We start from the raw sequence: 17,651 nt of genomic DNA, 5'->3' as shown, positions 1-17,651 counted from the left end.
CGACGCCTGGGGCGTGCTACTCGGTGAGCGTGAGCGGCTGCCGGGCGAGCACCCGGGTGCCGTTGTCGTTGCCGACGTAACGCAGCTCGTAGTCGCCGGGCGTTGCCGGGGCCCTGAACCGCGCCGGGTTTCCGTTGCCGGTATAGGCGCGCACTTCGAAGCCGGTATCGGGCGCGTCGGGCCGGGCGATGGCGATGAAGTCGCGGTCATAATCCGGCCCGTCCCAGCCGACGCTGATTTCGCTCCCGGCGGGCAGGCTGGCGGGGGCGTCGAGCGCGGCGGTGACTTCGGTGAGGGTGATCGGCTGCATCGCCAGAACCTGCAGGCCCTCGCGCAGAACGTAACGGATTTCGTAGTCGCCCGGCATCATCGGCAGGCGCAGGATCGCCGGGTTGCCCCGCTCGGTGAACACCTTGCTGGTGCGGCTGCCTTCCGGCGCGCCGGCCTCGGCGACCGAGATGTAATCGTCGGGCGCATCCGGCCCGGTCCACGCGACCGGGATCGTCGCCCCGGCGGGGGCCTCGGCGGGGGGCGAGACGCGGGCCGGCGGGCGGAACTCGGGCAGCACCAGCGTGACCGTGAGCGGCGTGGCGCCGACGGTGAACCGCGCCTCGGCAACCGCCTCGTCGGCCAGCCGCAGCACCTCGGCCCGCCCTTCGCCGGGCAGCAGCGAAACCACCGGCTCGGGCGCGCTGGCGTCATTGTCGAGCACCACGCCCGCCGCGTCGGTCTCGACGAACCAGACCAGCCCGTCGCGGATCACCCGCCCCTGCGCGCCGTCGAGCGCCTGGAAGGTCACGCGGGCGGGGTCCGGCGCCGGGTCCGGGGTGCGCACCACCACGTCGAGCGCACGCGCCAGTTCCTCGGCATTGGCGGCGGTGCGGAACATCCCCCCGGTCTCCTCCGCGAGGCATTGCAGCTGCGCCAGCGCCTCGGGCTCGCCCGCGACATCGAAGCCGACCACGTGCGCGGTGAAGCCCACGCCCGCGGCCTCCAGCGCGCGGCCCACCGCGCAGGGATCGCGGTCGCAGGTTTCGATCCCGTCGGAAACGAGGATCACCGTCGCCGCCTCCTCGGTGTAGCGCAGCGCCTCGGCGGCGGCGATCACGGCGTCGGAAAGCGGGGTCATGCCGCGCGGGTTGATCGCGTTCACCGCGTCGAGAATCGCCGCCCGGTCGGTGCCCGGCGCGATCAGCAGTTCGATGTCGGCGCAATCGCCCTTGCGGCGGTGGCCGTAGCTCATCAGCCCCAGTTCCTGCTCGGGGGGCAGCGTCGTCAGCAGCCCCTCGATCACCTCGCGCGCGATCACGATCTTGTTCACTCCGTCGACCTGGCCCCACATCGAGCCGGAGCCGTCGAGCACGAGGATGGTCTTCGGCGCGCCCTGGGCCAGGAGCGCGGCGGGGAAGATGAGCAGAAAGGCGATGAGGCGCAGCATGTCGGGCTCCGTGACGGGGGTTGAACCTGCGTTATTGTAAGCCATGTATCACGAGCTTGGGGAGAGGGCATTCCGGCGCAGCCGGGTTCCGCTTTCGTTCTCTTTTTCCGATTGGCGGCCCGCGCGCTTTGGCGTATCAAGGCCGGGTCAGACGAGGTGGCCCATGGCTGAACAGAAGTTCATCGAGGTGCGCGGCGCGCGCGAACACAATCTCAAGAGCATCGACGTGGATATTCCGCGCGACGAGCTGGTGGTGATCACCGGGCTCTCAGGCTCGGGCAAATCCTCGCTCGCCTTCGACACGATCTATGCCGAGGGCCAGCGCCGCTACGTCGAATCGCTCTCGGCCTATGCGCGCCAGTTTCTCGACATGATGCAGAAGCCGGACGTGGATCACATCTCCGGCCTCAGCCCCGCGATCTCGATCGAGCAACGCACCACCAGCAAGAACCCGCGGTCGACCGTGGGCACGGTGACGGAGATCTACGACTATCTCCGCCTGCTTTTCGCCCGCGCCGGCACGCCCTATTCGCCCGCCACCGGCAAGCCGATCGAGGCGCAGCAGGTGCAGGACATGGTCGACCGGGTGATGGCGATGGAGGAGGGCACCCGCGCCTACCTGCTCGCGCCGATCATCCGCGACCGCAAGGGCGAATACCGCAAGGAATTCGCCGAACTGCGCAAACAGGGCTTCCAACGGGTGAAGGTCGATGGCGGCTTCTACGAGCTGGAAGATCCGCCGAAGCTGGAGAAGAACTTCCGCCACGACATCGACGTGGTGGTCGACCGGATCATCGTCCGCGAGGGGCTGGAGACGCGGCTGGCGGACTCGTTGCGCACCGCGCTCGACCTCGCCGACGGTATCGCGGTGCTCGAAACCGCGCCCAGGCCCGAGGACGGTGAGCCGGAGCGGATGACCTTCTCGGAGAAATTCGCCTGCCCGGTGAGCGGTTTCACCATCCCCGAGATCGAGCCGCGATTGTTCTCGTTCAACGCGCCCTTCGGCGCCTGCCCGGCCTGCGACGGGCTCGGCGTCGAGCTGTTCTTCGACGAGCGCCTGATCGTGCCCGACACCTCGCTCAACGTCTACGACGGCGCGCTGGCACCGTGGCGAAAGGGCAAGTCCCCCTATTTCCGCCAGACCATCGAGGCGATCGCGAAGCACTACGAGTTCGACCGCGACACGCCGTGGAAAGACCTGCCGGCGCATGTGCAGCAGGTGTTCCTGCACGGCACCGGCGCGGAAGAGATCCGCTTCCGCTTCGACGAGGGCGGGCGGGTCTACGAGGTCACGCGCCCCTTCGAGGGCGTGATCCCCAACATGGAGCGGCGTTACCGTGAGACCGATTCGAACTGGATTCGCGAGGAATTCGAGCGCTACCAGAACAATCGCCCCTGCGGCGCCTGCGGCGGCTACCGGCTGCGCGAGGAGGCGCTGGCGGTGAAGATTGCGGGGCTGCACGTCGGCCAGGTGGTGGAAATGTCGATCCGCGAGGCGTTCGACTGGTGCGAGACGGTGCCGAAACACCTCTCGGCGCAGAAGAACGAGATCGCCCGCGCGATCCTGAAGGAAATCCGCGAGCGGCTCGGTTTTCTCAACAACGTCGGGCTCGAATACCTCACGCTCAGCCGCAACGCGGGCACGCTTTCGGGCGGCGAAAGCCAGCGCATCCGGCTTGCCTCCCAGATCGGCTCGGGGCTGACCGGCGTGCTCTACGTGCTCGACGAACCCTCCATCGGGCTGCACCAGCGCGACAATGGACGGCTTCTGGATACGCTGAAAAACCTGCGCGACCAGGGCAATACCGTGATCGTGGTGGAACATGACGAGGAGGCGATCCGCGAGGCCGATTACGTCTTCGACATCGGCCCCGGCGCGGGTGTGCACGGTGGCCAGGTGGTGGCGCGCGGCACCCCCGAAGAGGTCGCCGCGAACCCCGCCTCGCTCACCGGGCAATACCTCACCGGCGCGCGCGAGATCGCCGTGCCCGCCTTGCGCCGCGCGGGCAACGGCAAGGCGGTGCGGGTGGAAAACGCCACCGGCAACAACCTGCAAGGGGTTTCGGTGGATTTCCCGCTCGGGCAGTTCGTCTGCGTCACCGGCGTTTCGGGTGGCGGCAAATCCACCCTCACCATCGAAACCCTGTTCAAGACCGCCTCGATGCGCCTGAACGGCGCGCGGCAAACGCCCGCGCCCTGCGACGCGGTGAAGGGGCTCGAACATCTCGACAAGGTGATCGACATCGACCAGCGCCCGATCGGCCGCACCCCGCGCTCCAACCCCGCCACCTATACCGGCGCCTTCACCCCGATCCGCGACTGGTTCGCCGGGCTGCCGGAATCCCAGGCGCGCGGCTACAAGCCGGGGCGGTTCAGCTTCAACGTCAAGGGCGGGCGCTGCGAGGCCTGCCAGGGCGACGGGTTGATCAAGATCGAGATGCACTTCCTGCCCGACGTCTACGTGGAATGCGAAACCTGTCAGGGCGCGCGCTACAACCGCGAAACGCTGGAAATCCGGTTCAAGGGCAAGTCCATCGCCGACGTGCTCGACATGACGGTGGAAGACGCGCAGGACTTCTTCAAGGCGGTGCCCTCGATCCGCGAGAAGATGGACGCGTTGATGCGGGTGGGGCTTGGCTATATCAAGGTCGGCCAGCAGGCCACGACGCTCTCGGGTGGCGAGGCGCAGCGGGTGAAGCTCTCCAAGGAGCTGTCCAAGCGCGCCACGGGCCGCACGCTCTATATCCTCGACGAACCCACCACGGGGCTGCATTTCGAGGATGTCAAAAAGCTGCTCGAAGTGCTGCACGAACTGGTCGAGGCGGGCAACACGGTGGTGGTGATCGAGCATAACCTCGACGTCATCAAGACCGCCGACTGGATCATCGACATCGGCCCCGAGGGCGGCGACGGCGGCGGGCGGATCGTGGCCGAGGGCACGCCGGAGGCGGTGGCGGCGGTGGCCGAAAGCCACACCGGGCACTACCTCGCCGAGATGCTGAAGCCGCGCCACCGGGCCGCGGAATGAGCCCCGCCGCGCCGGTGCTGGGGGTGCTCGCGGTGGCGCTCCGGCCCGGCGAGGCGCTCCTGGTGCAGCGCGCCAACCCGCCCGACCAGGGGCTGTGGGGCTTTCCCGGCGGCAAGGTGGAGCCGGGCGAAACCGTGGCCGAGGCGGCCCTGCGCGAACTCATGGAGGAAACCGGGCTCAGAGCCAGCGCCGGGCCCCAGCTTGGCAGCAAGGAGATCCTGCACCACGCGCCCGACGGGCGGCTGCTCTACCATTTCTTCCTCGTCGCGGTGGCCTGCGAAGATGCGCGCGGCGCGCTTTGCGCCGCCGACGATGCCGCCGCCGCGCGCTGGGTGGCCGACGCCGATATTCACGACGGGGCCCTGCCGCTGTCGGAGGGGGTTGCCGATCTGCTCGCCGCCGCGCGGGCGCGCGACTGACGGCGGCGCGGCCTCATCCGGCCGGGTTGCGGCCCGGCGGCGCGGGCAGCGCGATCTCGCCCGACTCCAGCTTGCGGCGGAGCGCGCGGCGCAGGAGCTTGTTGTTGGCCCCGCGCGGCAGGGTGTCGACGGCCACGAAGAGGCGCGGGCACTTGTAATGCGCGAGCCGCGCATGGGCATGGGCCGAGAGCGCCGTCTCGGCCACCGGCCCCGCCTCGGGCACGTAGAAACAGCCGATCACGCTGGCGCTCTCGCTCACCGCGACCTCGACGCAGGCCGCCTCGTGCACCCCCGGATGCGCCGCCATCGCCGCCTCCACCTCGACCGGCGACACCCGGTAGCCGCCGGCGTTCATCATGTCGTCGTCGCGCCCGAGGTAGCGCAGCGCGCCGTCCGGCGCCATCGCCACGCGGTCGCCGGTGACGAACCAGCCGCCGCGAAACCGCGCGGCGGTGGCCTCGGGCGCCCCGAGATAGCCGAGCATCAACCCCGGGTCGGCGGCGTCCACCGCGAGCAGGCCGGGCGTGCCGCGCGGCACCGGCGCGCCGTCGTCTCCCAGCACCGCCACGCGGCGGCCGGGCTGTGCGTGGCCGAGCGCCCCCTCTGGTGCGGGCCGGGCCGGGTTGCCGGAGACGAAGGTGGAACATTCCGACATGCCGAAGGCCTCGTGCAATGCCGTGCCGGTGGCCACTTGCCAGGCGTGCCGGATCGGGTCGGCCAGTTTCTCGCCCGCCGAGAGCCCGTGGCGCAGCCGGGGCAGGGGCGGCAGGCCCGCGCGCAGCATCTGGCGATACACCCCGGGCGCGGCGGCGAAGATCGTCGCGCCGTGTTCGGCGACCAGCGCCGGCAGGTCGGCGGGCGCTGTGCCGGCGGCCGGGATCAACGCCGTGGCGCCCCGGCTCCACGGGTCCATCAGCCCGGTGCCGAGGGTATAGGTCCAGTTGAAGGCGCCGGCGTGCATCAGCCGGTCGTCGGGGCGCAACCCGTACCAGCCGTTCCACATCATCCGCCGCGCCCAGATCGCGCGGTGGGCGTGGAGCACGGCGCGGGGGCGGCCGGAGGTGCCGGAGGTGAACACCGCGTAGGCCGGGCGCTCGGGGTCGCCGAGGCGCGGCGCTTCGGGGGCGTGGGCGGCCAGATCGTGCAGCTCCGCCTCGGTCAGCACAGGGCAGGGCAGAGGGTCGGGCAGGGCGATGCCCGGCCCCGCCACGATCAGCCGGGGCGCGACCAGCGCCGCCATCGGCCCGATCTCGGGCGTCGTGAGCTGCGAGGAGGTGGGCACCGGCACCAGCCCGGCCGCGATGCAGCCGAGAAAGGCGAGGGGGAATTCCACCGTGTTGCCCAGCCGCAGCAGCACCCTGTCGCCGGGCGCGAGCCCCATCGCGGCGAGCCCGCCGGCGATCCCGCCCACGGCGCGGGCGAGGCGGGCATAGGTCCAATCCTCCGGCGCATCGGCGCCGAGGATCGACAGCGCCACCTTGCCGGGCGTGGCCGCGCCGCCCGCGAGCACGTAGGCCGCGAGGTTGAACCGGCCGGGCGGCGGGGGGAGGGCGGGTCCGGGCGCATCGACGGAGAGCATGGGGCCACTATGCCGCCCGGGCCTGCGCTTGCAAGTGCCGCGCGCGGGCGTATATCAAGCGCCATGGAACCCGTGATCCCGCCAGAACCCAACCTGATCCAGCTTGCCCGCCAGTCGGGCCACGATGCGCCGGACCCGCAGCCGCTCAACCTCGGCGAACGGGTGCGCTCCCTGCGCAAGTCGCGCGGCTGGACGCTGGAACAGGCCGCCAGCCAGGCCGGGCTCGCGCGCTCGACGCTGTCGAAGATCGAGAACGGCCAGATGAGCCCGACCTACGAGGCGCTGAAAAAGCTTGCCGTGGGGCTGGAAATCTCGGTGCCTCAACTTTTCACGCCGCCGCGCGACGCCAAGGTGTCGGGCCGGATGACGGTGACGAAAACTGGCGAGGGCCAGGCCCATCCCACCGCCACCTACGAGCACGAGCTGCTCGCCGGTGCGCTTACCAAGAAGGCGATGCTGCCCTATCGCGCGAGGGTGCGCGCGCGCAGTTTCGACGAGTTCGACGGCTGGGTGCGCCATGACGGCGAGGAATTTCTCTACGTGCTCACCGGGGCGATCCGGCTGATCACCGAGTTCTACGAGCCGGTCGAGATGCGCCGGGGCGACAGCGCCTATTACGATGCCTCGATGGGCCATAACGTGATCTCGACCAGCGAGGAGGATGCCACCATCCTCTGGGTGACCTCGCTCTGAAGCGGCAAGCCGGGCGGCGCTTGCCACCCCCTTGGCGAAACATCCGCTGCGCCTTCGGCAACCCTGCGGCGGCGAGGGGCGGACATCTCTTCGTCGGGATGAGGGCGCCGGCGTTTTTTCGCGCAGTCGAGTCGTTTTCCAGGCGACGGGTGGGACACGGGATGCTACGGCGCGGCGGTATCTGCTAGAGGTGGGCCATGCTTGACGTTCTAAAAAGCTCCTGGGCGCTCCTGATTGGGGTGATGCTGCTGATGGTCGGCAACGGCATCCAGGGCACGCTGCTTGGCCTGCGTGGCGCGATCGAGGGGTTTTCCACCTACGAGATGTCGGTGGTGATGTCGGGCTATTTCGCCGGTTTTCTCGGCGGTTCGCGGGCCACGCCATGGCTGATCCGGCGGGTCGGGCACGTGCGTGTCTTCGCCGCGCTCGGCAGTTTCATCTCGGCCGCGCTGATCCTGTTTCCGGTGATCACCGACCCGATCGCCTGGACGCTGCTGCGGGTGGCGATCGGCTTTTCCTTCTCCGGCGTCTACGTCACCGCCGAAAGCTGGCTCAACAACGCCGCGACCAACCAGAACCGGGGCAAGGCGCTCTCGCTCTACCTCATCGTGCAGATGATCGGCATCATCGCGGCGCAGGGCCTCGTGGTGCTGGCCGACCCGGGCGGGTATCTGCTGTTCATCCTGCCCTCGGTGCTGGTGTCGCTTGCCTTCGCCCCGATCCTGCTCTCGGTGAGCCCGACCCCGGCCTTCGCCACCGCGCGGCGGATGACGCTGCGCGACCTGGTGCGGATCTCGCCGCTGGGCGTGGTGGGGATCATGATCATGGGCGCGGTGTTTTCCGCGCTGTTCGGCATGGCGGCGGTGTTCGCCAGCCAGATCGGGCTCAGCATCGGGCGGTTGTCATTCTTCATCGCGATGATCTACGTCGGCGGCCTGGTGATGCAATACCCGATCGGCTGGATCTCCGACCGGGTCGACCGCCGCAGCCTGATCCTGACCGTCGCGGGGCTTGGCGCGACGGCGGCGCTGGTGCCGGTGATCTTCTCGGGCAGTTACCCGGCGCTGATCGTGGCCGCCTTCCTCGTCGGCGGCACCTCGAACCCGCTCTACGCGCTGCTCCTTGCCTATACCAACGACTTCCTCGAGGTCGACGACATGGCCGCGGCCTCGGCGGGCCTGATGTTCGTCAACGGCGTCGGCGCGGTGGCCGGGCCGCTGGTGACCGGCTGGGCGATGACGGTGATCGGCCCACAGGGGTTTTTCATCTACCTCGCGGTGATGATGCTCCTGCTCGTCGGCTACGGCCTGTGGCGCACCACCCGCCGCGCGGCGCCGGCGGTGACCGAAACCCAAAGCTACGCCGCGGTTCTGCCCTCGGCCTCGCCGGTCGCTGTCGACATGGCGCAGGAGTATTATGCAGACGCGGTTGAGGATGCCGGCGAAGAAGGCAGCGCGGACACAGATACGCAAACAGTCGCGCAATAATCCGAAATCGGCTTGCGTGGATGTGAAACTTTTGTAACGCTGGAATCGCCCGGGGCATGGCAGGCAAGGAGGCATGGGGCGATGGCGACACCCGAAGACATACTGGCGTTCTGGCTCGACGAGGTTGGACCCGAAGGATGGTACAAGACCGACGAGGCGCTCGACGCGCGTATCCGCGAGCGGTTCGAATCCGCCTGGCGCAAGGCGCAGGAGGGGGCCTATTCGCTTTGGCTGACCTATCCGTCCGGCGTTCTGGCCTACGTGATCCTGCTCGACCAGTTCCCGCGCAACATGTTCCGGGGTGAGGGCCGCGCCTTCTCCTCCGACAAGCCGGCGCTGGCGGCGGCCAAATGCGCGATCGACAAGGGCTGGGACATGAAGATCGACGAGCCGGCGCGGCAGTTCCTCTATCTGCCGCTGATGCACTCCGAGAGCCAGACCGATCAGGACCGCTGCGTGCGGCTGATGCTCACGCGGATGCCCGAGACCGGCGCCGCAAATCTCGAGCACGCCAAGGCGCATCGCGAAGTGATCCGCCGCTACGGCCGGTTCCCCTACCGCAACGCCGCGCTGGCGCGCCCCGACACGCCGCACGAGCGCGAGTTCGAGCGCGACGGCGGCTATGGCGCGGTGCTGCGCGAATTGCGGGCCTGAGGCGTCAGACCTACCGATCAACCCGACGGCACCCGTGGGCAACCACGGGTGTCATTTCGCGCGCGTGCCATGTAGGCTTGGCATGACGGCTATCTCACCGGCATGATTGAAGGCCGGTCAAGAATAGTTTAATGTCAAACTACTTTTTCGATGGAGGCGCGCATGGCCGGAAAAACCTATGACCTTATCGTTGTCGGCGCGGGGCCGGGGGGCTACGTCGCCGCCATCCGGGCCGCGCAACTGGGGCTCAAGGTGGTGGTGGTCGAGCGCGAGCACCTCGGCGGTATCTGCCTCAACTGGGGCTGCATCCCGACCAAGGCGATGCTGCGCTCGGCGGAGGTGTACCACCTGATGGGGCGCGCCAAGGATTTCGGCCTCAAGGCCGAGAAGATCGGCTACGATCTCGACGCGGTGGTGAAACGCTCGCGCGGCGTGGCCAAGCAGCTTTCCTCGGGCGTCGGGCACCTGCTCAAGAAGCACAAGGTCGAGGTGGTGATGGGCATCGCGTCGCTCCCCGCCAAGGGCAAGGTGCACGTCAAGACCGACAAGGAAGAGCTCGATCTTGAAGCGAAAAACATCATCCTCGCCACCGGCGCGCGGGCGCGAGACCTGCCGGGGCTGGAGGCCGACGGGGATCGGGTCTGGTCCTACCGGCACGCGCTCGAGCCGCCGCATATGCCGAAAAAGCTCCTGGTCATCGGCTCCGGTGCCATCGGCATCGAGTTTGCCAGCTTTTTCAGTACACTGGGGGCCGATGTTACGGTCGTCGAAGTGATGGACCGGGTGCTTCCGGTGGAGGACGAAGAGGTTTCGGCCTTCGCGAAAAAGGCCTTCGAGAAGCAGGGGATGACGATCTGGGAAAAATCCATCGTCAAGAGCCTGGACCGTGGCAAGGCGGAGGTGACGGCGGAGATCGAACGGGGCGGCAAGACCGGGAAACACGCGTTCGACACGGTGATTTCCGCGGTCGGCATCGTCGGCAACGTGGAAGATCTCGGGCTGGAGGAGCTGGGCGTCGAGATCGACCGCAGCCACGTGGTGGTCGACGCCTATTGCCGCACCGGCGTGGAGGGGCTCTATGCCATCGGTGATATCGCCGGCGCGCCGTGGCTCGCGCACAAGGCCAGCCACGAGGGCGTGATGGTGGCCGAGCTGATCGCCGGGGAGCACGCCCACCCGGTGCGCCCCGAAAGCATCCCCGGCTGCACCTATTGCCATCCGCAGGTGGCCAGCGTGGGCTACACCGAGGCGAAGGCGAAGGAGCTGGGCCATGATGTGAAGGTGGGCAAGTTTCCCTTCATCGGCAACGGCAAGGCGATCGCGCTCGGCGAGCCCGAGGGATTCGTGAAAACCGTGTTCGATGCCAAGACCGGCGAATTGCTCGGCGCGCACATGATCGGCGCGGAGGTGACCGAGCTGATCCAGGGCTACGTCGTCGGCCGGCAGCTGGAGACCACCGAGCAAGACCTGATGCAAGCCGTGTTCCCGCACCCGACGCTCAGCGAGATGATGCACGAAAGCGTGCTCGACGCCTGGGGGCGCGCGATTCACTACTAGGCAGGAGTGTGTGCCGTGACGGTTTGACGCGGCCTGTCGCTTCAAACCACCCCATTCTTGCCCGATTTTTAAGGTCCTTCTGCGATTGTCGCCGCCGTAGTGGCGAAACGCTTCGCATTCAGCAGGAGAAGACCATGAAATCATTCACCAAGACGCTCGCCGTTCTGGCGACGGGAGTTGCCTTCGCGGCCAGTGCACAGGCTGGTTCGCTTTCCGACGAGGCCGAGGCTGCGGTTCTCGAAGCCTTGATGGACGAGTATCACGCGGCGGCGGTCTACGCCGCCCTGATCGACGAATACGGACCGAACACCGCGTTCTCCAATATCCTCGCGGCCGAAAAGAAGCATTCGGACGCGCTGATCCGGCTGCTGGCGAAACACGATGTCGCCATTCCCACCAATCCATGGCTCGACGGCACCCGTGCCCTCGAGCCCTTGCCGGCAACGCTGGCCGAAGCCTACGCGGCAGGCGTGGTCGGCGAGATCACCAACATGGCGCTCTATGAGCGCGAGCTTCTGCCAGCGGTCGCGGATTACCCGGATGTGACCCGTGTTTTCAACAACCTGATGGCCGCATCGCAAACCAGGCACCTGCCGACGTTCGAATCCTGCGCGGCCGGGGATTGCGGCGGCGGACGCGCCGAGCGCAGCGCCGGGAGCCAGGTGGGTTCATCGCCCAAGGTTGCCTCGTCGGCGCGCGAGCGGGCCGGTGTCGGGAAAGGGGCAGGCCCCAACGCGAAGCGCGATGGCAAGGGCAAGGGCCGGAAAGCCAAAGAGCAAAAAGGCAAAGCCGGTGGCCGGGGCAAGAGCTGAGACCTTTCCCACCACCCGGTGAAGCCCGACACAGACACAAAAAAGCCCCGCGACCGGAAGATCGCGGGGCAAGTCAGCGTCCGGGAGGGACGTTGAAAAACCTTCTGGCTCAGGCGCGTTCGATCGCGCCGCCGGCCATCTGCCAGTGGCCAAGGCCGCCGATGTTGTGCACCTCTTCGAAACCGTGCTGCTGGAAGACCTGCGCCGCCATCGACGAGCGCGCGCCGGAGGCGCAATAGACGGCGATCGGCTTCGACGTGTCGAGCGCGGGGTGGAAATCGGGCGAGGAGGGGTTGGCCTGCATCTGCAGAACGCTGAGCGGGATATGCACCGCGCCCTCGGCCTTGCCGGTCATCATCAGCTCGTTGTGGTCGCGCACGTCGACAACGACGATCTCGCCGTTTTTCGCTTTCGCGACGGCATCTTGCGGCGACAAGCGGGAGGCGGTGGCCTGACGGCCCATCATGAAGTTCAGCATCGGATCTTCCTTTTGGTCTGGTTGCCACCGGCGCCTGTTCGCGTTGGCCCGTGGCGGTGTTGCTTTGTTGAGGACGATAATATTCATCTTTTTGAATATTACAAGACCAAGATATGCGCGGCCGGTCACGAAATCGCGATAGGCGGGGTCAGCGGCGCAGCCGGTCCCTGAGGGCCGCGTCTTCCCGCGCCCAGAACAGCAGCCCGTCGCGAATCCCCTCCGCGGCGCTGATCCGCCAGGCCGGATCGGCGAGCTTGGCGCGGTCGCGTTCCGACGAGAGGAATCCCAATTCGATCAGCGCCGAGGGGATGTCGGGCGCCTTCAGCACCGAGAAGGCGGCCTCGAGGTGCGGATGCTTGTAGGTCGATTGCGTGGTGCCGCGGATGCCCTCGATCAGCGCCTCCGCGAGCCTGTCGGTGCGCGGCGCGGTCTCGGTGCGGGCAAGGTCCATCAGCACCAGCGCCACCGCGTCGTCGGTGTCCGACAGGTCCACCCCCGCCAGCAGGTCGGCGCGGTCGTGGCGTTCGGCCAGCGCCGCCGACGCGGTGTCGGAGGCTTCTTCGGCCAGCGTGTAGACGGTGGCGCCCTCGGCATGGCCCTCGGCCAGCGCGTCGGCATGGAGCGAGAGGAACACGTCGGCCCCGGCGCGCCGGGCGATCGTCACCCGCTCCTCCAGCGGCACGAAGATGTCGTCGTCCCGGGTCAGCACCACGTCGAAGAGGCCGGCGCGCAGCAGCACGTCCTTGAGTTCGCGCGCGAAGGTGAGCATCAGGTCGGCCTCGCGAAGGCCCTCGCGCTCGGCCCCGGGGTCGATCCCGCCGTGGCCCGGATCGAGCACGACGACGAGCCGGCCCGCCGCCGGGGGCGGCGCGTCCGTCTCGATCCCGGCGCCGCGCGCGCGTTGAAACAGCGCGCTTTCCGGGGCGCCGGCACTGGCGGCGAAGCCCGCGGCGTCGGTGGCTTCGAGCCGGAGCCGCACCCGGGCGCCCGGGCCGCGCGTGTCCATCTCGGAGGCGGTCACCGCCATCGGCCCGGCGAGCGCGATCACCATCCGCGACCAGCCCGGCCGGAACGTGCCCATGGCGATGGCGTCGATCTGCGTGGCGGCCGAGGCGAGGGCCTCGGGGTCGGCGCCGGTCCAGTCCAGTTCGGAGAAATCGACCACCACGCGCGGCGGGCCGTCGAGGGTGAAGATGCGCCACGGCACCGCCTGGGTCACGCCCAGCCCGATCTCGACCCGGCCGCGCCGTTCGCTGATCTCGACGCCCGCGTCGGTGAGCCGGGCGAGGCCGGAAAGCGCCTGTTGCGCCTCGGCCCCCGGCGCGGCGAGGAGCCAGATCAGCCCGAGAAGAAGAAGGAAACGCTGCAAAGCTCTGCCCTTTTTCGCCCAACTATACCCCGCCGGCATGTCCTGCATAGCCCCGCCCGGCGCAGGCCGCCCCGCTCATCCGCGCGCGGCCATGAACCGCGCGAGCCGGACCAGCCCTTCCTCGATGTCGGCGGCGGCACGGGCGTAGGAAAAGCGCAAGCTGCCGTGGCCGCGAACCGGGTCGAAATCCAGCCCCGGGGTCACCGCCACGCCGGCGCGATCGAGGATCTCCGCGGCGAAAGCGCGGCTGTCGTCGGTGAGGTGGGAGACATCGGCATAGACGTAGAAGGCGCCATCGGGCGGGGCGATCCGGTCAAACCCGGCTTTCGGCAGCCCCTCCAGCATCAAGGCGCGGTTTTTCGCGTAGACCGCCCGGTTGGCCTCCAGCTCGTCGCTGCAATCGAGCGCGGCGAGGGCGGCGATCTGGCTGGCATGCGGCGGGCAGATGAACAGGTTCTGCGCAATCCGCTCGACGCGGCGCACGTGATCCTCGGGCACCACCATCCAGCCCACGCGCCAGCCGGTCATCGAGAAATACTTCGAGAACGAGTTGATGACGTACACTTCGTCGGTGATCTCCAGCGCGCTCACGCCGCGCGCGCCGTAGTGCAGCCCGTGATAGATCTCGTCGGAAATCAGCGAAATGCCGCGCTCTTGGGTGGCCGCGACCAGTGCCGCCATCTCGTCATGCCCCAGCATCGTGCCGGTGGGGTTGCCGGGGCTGGCCAGCATCAGTCCTGCAAGCCCCTCGGGCAAATCGCCCGGCACCGGCTGGTAGCGGTTCTCGGCCCGGGTCTGGATGCCGACGGGGGTGAAACCGAGGGCGGAGAGGATCTGGCGGTAGGAGGGATAGCCGGGATCGCCCAAGCCCACCCGGTCGCCCGAATCGAACAGCGCGGTGAAGGCGAGCAGGAAGGCGCCGGAGGAGCCGGCGGTGACCACCACGCGGGCCGGGTCGAGATCGACGCCATACCACTCGGCGTAGAGCCGGGCGATGCGCGCGCGCAACTCGGGCAGGCCGAGCGCCACGGTATAGCCGAGCGGCCCCGCTTCCATAGCGTCCATCACCGCCCGCCGCGCGCCCTCTGGGGCAGGGGTGCCGGGCTGGCCGACTTCCATGTGAATGATGTGCCGCCCCGCCGCTTCCGCCGCGCGCGCCGCTTCCATCACGTCCATCACAATGAAGGGATCGACCTCGGACCGCCTTGATGCCTTCATACCGCCCTCGCTAGTCTGGATCCGTCCGGGGTGCCCCCTCGGGGGCGAAAGGTCAAGACGTGACGCGGCGCCGCGCCGCGCCCGGTTGTGCCCCGGCCCCGGTTGCGCCAATGTCCGACGAAACGTGAAATTCCAGATCGGAGCCAGTATGACCAGCCGCTACCTCCCCGCCCTCGCGCTCGCCGCCGGCCTCGCCGCCGCGCCCGCGTCCGCCTTCGAGATCGACGCCATGACCGATAGCGAGCGCGATGCGTTTCGAGACGAGGTGCGCGCCTACCTGCTCGACAACCCCGACGTGATCATGGAGGCGATCGAGGTGCTGGAACGCCGCCGCGCCGCCGAGCAGGTGGCGGGCGACGCCGCGCTGGTCAAGACCAACGCCGAGGCGATCTTCAATGACGGCGTGTCGTTCGTGGGCGGCAACCCCGACGGCGATGTCACCTTCGTCGAGTTCGTCGATTACAAGTGCGGCTATTGCAAGAAGGCCTACCCGGAGCTTCAGGAACTGATCGAGAGCGATGGCAACATCCGCATCATCTACAAGGAATTCCCGATCCTCGGCGAGGAAAGCCTGCTGGCCTCGCGCTTCGCGGTCTCGACGTTGCTGAGCGATGGCGGCGCGGCCTACGAGTCGCTGCACGATGCGCTGATGACGATGCGCGGCAACGTCACGCCCGACAGCCTCGTGGCGCTGGCCGACGGCCTCGGTCTCGACGGCGACGCCATCCTCGACGGCATGACCGCCCCCCGGGTCGATGAAATCATCAGCGACAACCACGCGCTGGCGCAGCGGCTGCAGATCACCGGCACGCCGACCTTCGTGATGGAAGACCAACTGGTGCGCGGCTACGTGCCGCTCGGCGGGATGGTCGAAATCGTTGGGGAACTGCGCGAAGGCAAGCAGTGAACTCCTTGACCTGACGGGATTTCCGGCGCTGTCGGCGGTCAGCCGACGCAGGGCCGGAATTCGGACGAATTCTGGACCGGAAAATGTGCGTTTTCCGGTCCGCCTTGCAGGGTGAAAACGCAGGTGCCAGGATCGAGCGGGCCGACCGGGCCTCATGGCGGCCATGCGGTGACATCACCCGCGTATCGAGCGGTGAAGGTCGGTCTTGACTATGAAGGTTTCTGCTAGCCGAAAATACTGTCGAGATTGCCGATAATGCTGATGAGCAGCGCCACGCCGCAAACCAGGAGCGCCAACCAGAACAGATACTGCATGACGAAGGCGGACATACCCACGCCAACCGCCATGTAGGAAAGCCGGTGCGGTTCGTTGCGATATAGCCCCAAGGCACCAAGCACGACCGCGCCCCCCGCCGAAATGAGCGCCGCGATGGTGATGATCGTGCTGTAATCCCGGGGCGCCGACGCCGGGTCCGGGGCTGGCGCGCCCGACAAGGCCCGCGTGGCCGATAGCCTGATGTCGGCGGCGATCTCGCCAATGACAGAGCCGGTGCTCTGCTCTTGCGGCTCAAAAAACGCAGAAAGCTGAATGAGGATAACGACGATACTCGCGACACCGAGTATGAACCCGACCAGACCGAACTTCGCCGGAGTCTCTTGGATTGCCTGTTCCATCGCATACCTCTCACGCCGTTTCACGGGCATTCAGGTAAATGAAACACTTGGCAAGAATATGGCGATCGAGAGGTTGCCATATGTGCGTTCACGCAAGCGTGTTCTGACGCGCCTACCGCGTCAGTTGCCGTTGGTGCCGACGGCGGGCGTCAAACCGGCCTTGAGCCATCCGTCTCGACAGCCACGGTGCCCCCCGCCTACTCGGCCGCCTTCGCGTCCGCCTCCGCCTGCGCCTCGATCTCGGCGGCGCGTTTCTCCACCAGCTCGACGATGTGGTCGACCATGCCGGCGTTGTCCTGCTTGTGATCCTGCTTGCCGGCGACGTAGACCATCCCCGACCCGGCGCCGCCGCCGGTGAAGCCGACGTCGGTGAGCAGCGCCTCGCCCGGGCCGTTCACCACGCAGCCGATGATCGACAGGCTCATCGGGGTGTGGATATGGGCCAGCCGCTCTTCCAGGATCGCCACCGTCTTGATCACGTCGAACCCCTGCCGGGCGCAGGACGGGCAGGAGATGATGTTGACGCCGCGGTGCCGGAGCCCCAGCGATTTCAGGATCTCGAAGCCGACCTTGACCTCTTCCACCGGGTCGGCGGAGAGGCTCACGCGGATGGTGTCGCCGATCCCGGCCCAGAGCAGGTTGCCCAGCCCCACGGCCGACTTGATCGTGCCCGAGACGAAGCCGCCCGCCTCGGTGATGCCGAGGTGAATCGGCGCGTCGGTCGCCTCGGCGATGCCTTGATAGGCCGCGGCGGCGAGGAACACGTCGGAGGCTTTCACGCTGATCTTGTAGTCGTGGAAATCGTTGTCCTCGAGGATGCGGATATGGTCGAGGCCCGATTCCACCATCGCTTCCGGGCAGGGCTCGCCGTATTTTTCGAGCAGGTGCTTTTCGAGGCTGCCGGCGTTCACGCCGATGCGGATCGAGCAGCCATGGTCCTTGGCGGCGCGGATCACCTCGCGCACCCGGTCCGCCGAGCCGATGTTGCCGGGGTTGATCCGCAGGCAGGCCGCGCCCGCCTCGGCCGCCTCGATCGCGCGTTTGTAGTGGAAATGGATGTCGGCCACGATCGGCACCGGGCTTTCGCGCACGATGTCCCTGAGCGCCTTGGTCGAGGCCGCGTCGGGAGTGGAGACGCGGACGATATCGACACCCACGTCCGCCGCCGCCTGAATCTGGGCCACGGTGGCGGCCACGTCGGTGGTATCGGTGTTGGTCATCGTCTGCACCGAGATCGGCGCGTCGCCGCCCACGGGCACGTTGCCCACCATGATCTGGCGCGATTTGCGGCGCTCGATGTTGCGCCATGGGCGGATCGGGTTGTGGGTCATCTCGGCC

Annotated in this window: 15 protein-coding genes; 8 read left to right on the top strand and 7 right to left on the bottom strand. The window is 68.1% G+C overall.

The features are described 5' to 3' along the window. Positions 1–16: 16 nt before the first annotated feature. The gene (locus IEW01_RS08315; protein ID WP_188527144.1) at positions 17–1,438 is read right to left on the bottom strand and encodes a VWA domain-containing protein; all 1,422 of its coding nucleotides are present in this window, start codon (positions 1,436–1,438) and stop codon (positions 17–19) included. 163 nt (positions 1,439–1,601) lie between these two features. On the opposite strand from IEW01_RS08315, the gene uvrA reads away from it, so the two are divergent. Together uvrA and IEW01_RS08305 are read left to right on the top strand one after the other, a co-directional pair. Beyond that, positions 1,602–4,466 carry an excinuclease ABC subunit UvrA gene (gene uvrA, locus IEW01_RS08310; protein ID WP_188527143.1) on the top strand — a complete coding sequence of 955 codons (2,865 nt, stop codon included), beginning with the start codon at positions 1,602–1,604 and terminating at the stop codon, positions 4,464–4,466. Further along, positions 4,463–4,885: an NUDIX hydrolase gene (locus tag IEW01_RS08305; RefSeq protein ID WP_188527142.1), complete on the top strand. Its 423-nt coding sequence runs from the start codon at positions 4,463–4,465 to the stop codon at positions 4,883–4,885. Before uvrA ends, IEW01_RS08305 begins: the two co-directional genes overlap by 4 nt. A 13-nt stretch (positions 4,886–4,898) precedes the next feature. Here the strand turns inward: IEW01_RS08305 and IEW01_RS08300 are convergent, their stop codons facing one another. Continuing rightward, a complete protein-coding gene (locus IEW01_RS08300) occupies positions 4,899–6,464 on the bottom strand; it encodes a class I adenylate-forming enzyme family protein (RefSeq protein WP_188527141.1) in 1,566 nt (521 codons plus the stop codon). Positions 6,465–6,527: 63 nt separating this feature from the next. On the opposite strand from IEW01_RS08300, the gene IEW01_RS08295 reads away from it, so the two are divergent. From IEW01_RS08295 to IEW01_RS08275, 5 genes are all read left to right on the top strand, one after another. Then, positions 6,528–7,157 carry a helix-turn-helix domain-containing protein gene (locus IEW01_RS08295; protein ID WP_188527140.1) on the top strand — a complete coding sequence of 210 codons (630 nt, stop codon included), beginning with the start codon at positions 6,528–6,530 and terminating at the stop codon, positions 7,155–7,157. Positions 7,158–7,354: 197 nt separating this feature from the next. Next, positions 7,355–8,644 (top strand): MFS transporter, encoded by a 1,290-nt coding sequence (locus tag IEW01_RS08290; protein WP_188527139.1) that lies wholly within the window; start codon positions 7,355–7,357, stop codon positions 8,642–8,644. Between the two features lie 81 nt (positions 8,645–8,725). After that, positions 8,726–9,298, top strand: coding sequence for a DUF924 family protein (locus IEW01_RS08285; RefSeq protein ID WP_188527138.1), 573 nt, complete (start codon positions 8,726–8,728; stop codon positions 9,296–9,298). A 162-nt stretch (positions 9,299–9,460) separates the two neighbouring features. Further along, positions 9,461–10,855, top strand: a complete 1,395-nt coding sequence (lpdA, locus tag IEW01_RS08280) for a dihydrolipoyl dehydrogenase (protein WP_188527137.1) — start codon at positions 9,461–9,463, stop codon at positions 10,853–10,855. A gap of 23 nt (positions 10,856–10,878) precedes the next feature. Further along, a complete protein-coding gene (locus tag IEW01_RS08275; protein WP_229738151.1) occupies positions 10,879–11,667 on the top strand; it encodes a ferritin-like domain-containing protein in 789 nt (262 codons plus the stop codon). A 109-nt stretch (positions 11,668–11,776) separates the two neighbouring features. Here the strand turns inward: IEW01_RS08275 and IEW01_RS08270 are convergent, their stop codons facing one another. The 3 genes from IEW01_RS08270 to IEW01_RS08260 all read right to left on the bottom strand — a co-directional run bounded on the left by IEW01_RS08270 (position 11,777) and on the right by IEW01_RS08260 (position 14,732). Beyond that, entirely contained in the window at positions 11,777–12,145 is a 369-nt protein-coding gene (locus IEW01_RS08270; RefSeq protein ID WP_188527136.1) for a rhodanese-like domain-containing protein, read from the bottom strand. 148 nt (positions 12,146–12,293) lie between these two features. Then, positions 12,294–13,514 carry an N-acetylmuramoyl-L-alanine amidase gene (locus tag IEW01_RS08265; protein ID WP_229738149.1) on the bottom strand — a complete coding sequence of 407 codons (1,221 nt, stop codon included), beginning with the start codon at positions 13,512–13,514 and terminating at the stop codon, positions 12,294–12,296. Between the two features lie 75 nt (positions 13,515–13,589). Beyond that, positions 13,590–14,732, bottom strand: a complete 1,143-nt coding sequence (locus IEW01_RS08260) for a pyridoxal phosphate-dependent aminotransferase (protein WP_188527135.1) — start codon at positions 14,730–14,732, stop codon at positions 13,590–13,592. A gap of 148 nt (positions 14,733–14,880) precedes the next feature. Here IEW01_RS08260 and IEW01_RS08255 point away from each other — a divergent pair, with 148 nt between their 5' ends. Beyond that, the gene (locus IEW01_RS08255) at positions 14,881–15,639 is read left to right on the top strand and encodes a DsbA family protein (protein ID WP_188527134.1); all 759 of its coding nucleotides are present in this window, start codon (positions 14,881–14,883) and stop codon (positions 15,637–15,639) included. Between the two features lie 224 nt (positions 15,640–15,863). On the opposite strand, the gene IEW01_RS08250 is transcribed toward IEW01_RS08255, so the two are convergent. Together IEW01_RS08250 and ispG are read right to left on the bottom strand one after the other, a co-directional pair. Next, complete coding sequence (locus IEW01_RS08250; RefSeq protein ID WP_188527133.1) at positions 15,864–16,313, bottom strand: hypothetical protein; 450 nt, start codon at positions 16,311–16,313, stop codon at positions 15,864–15,866. Between the two features lie 197 nt (positions 16,314–16,510). Beyond that, positions 16,511–17,644 carry a flavodoxin-dependent (E)-4-hydroxy-3-methylbut-2-enyl-diphosphate synthase gene (ispG, locus tag IEW01_RS08245; RefSeq protein ID WP_188527132.1) on the bottom strand — a complete coding sequence of 378 codons (1,134 nt, stop codon included), beginning with the start codon at positions 17,642–17,644 and terminating at the stop codon, positions 16,511–16,513. Between the last annotated feature and the right edge of the window lie 7 nt (positions 17,645–17,651).

It is taken from the genome of Sinisalibacter lacisalsi (assembly GCF_014640115.1).
Lineage (GTDB): Bacteria > Pseudomonadota > Alphaproteobacteria > Rhodobacterales > Rhodobacteraceae > Sinisalibacter > Sinisalibacter lacisalsi.
This window is presented reverse-complemented; position numbering and strand designations above follow the sequence as displayed.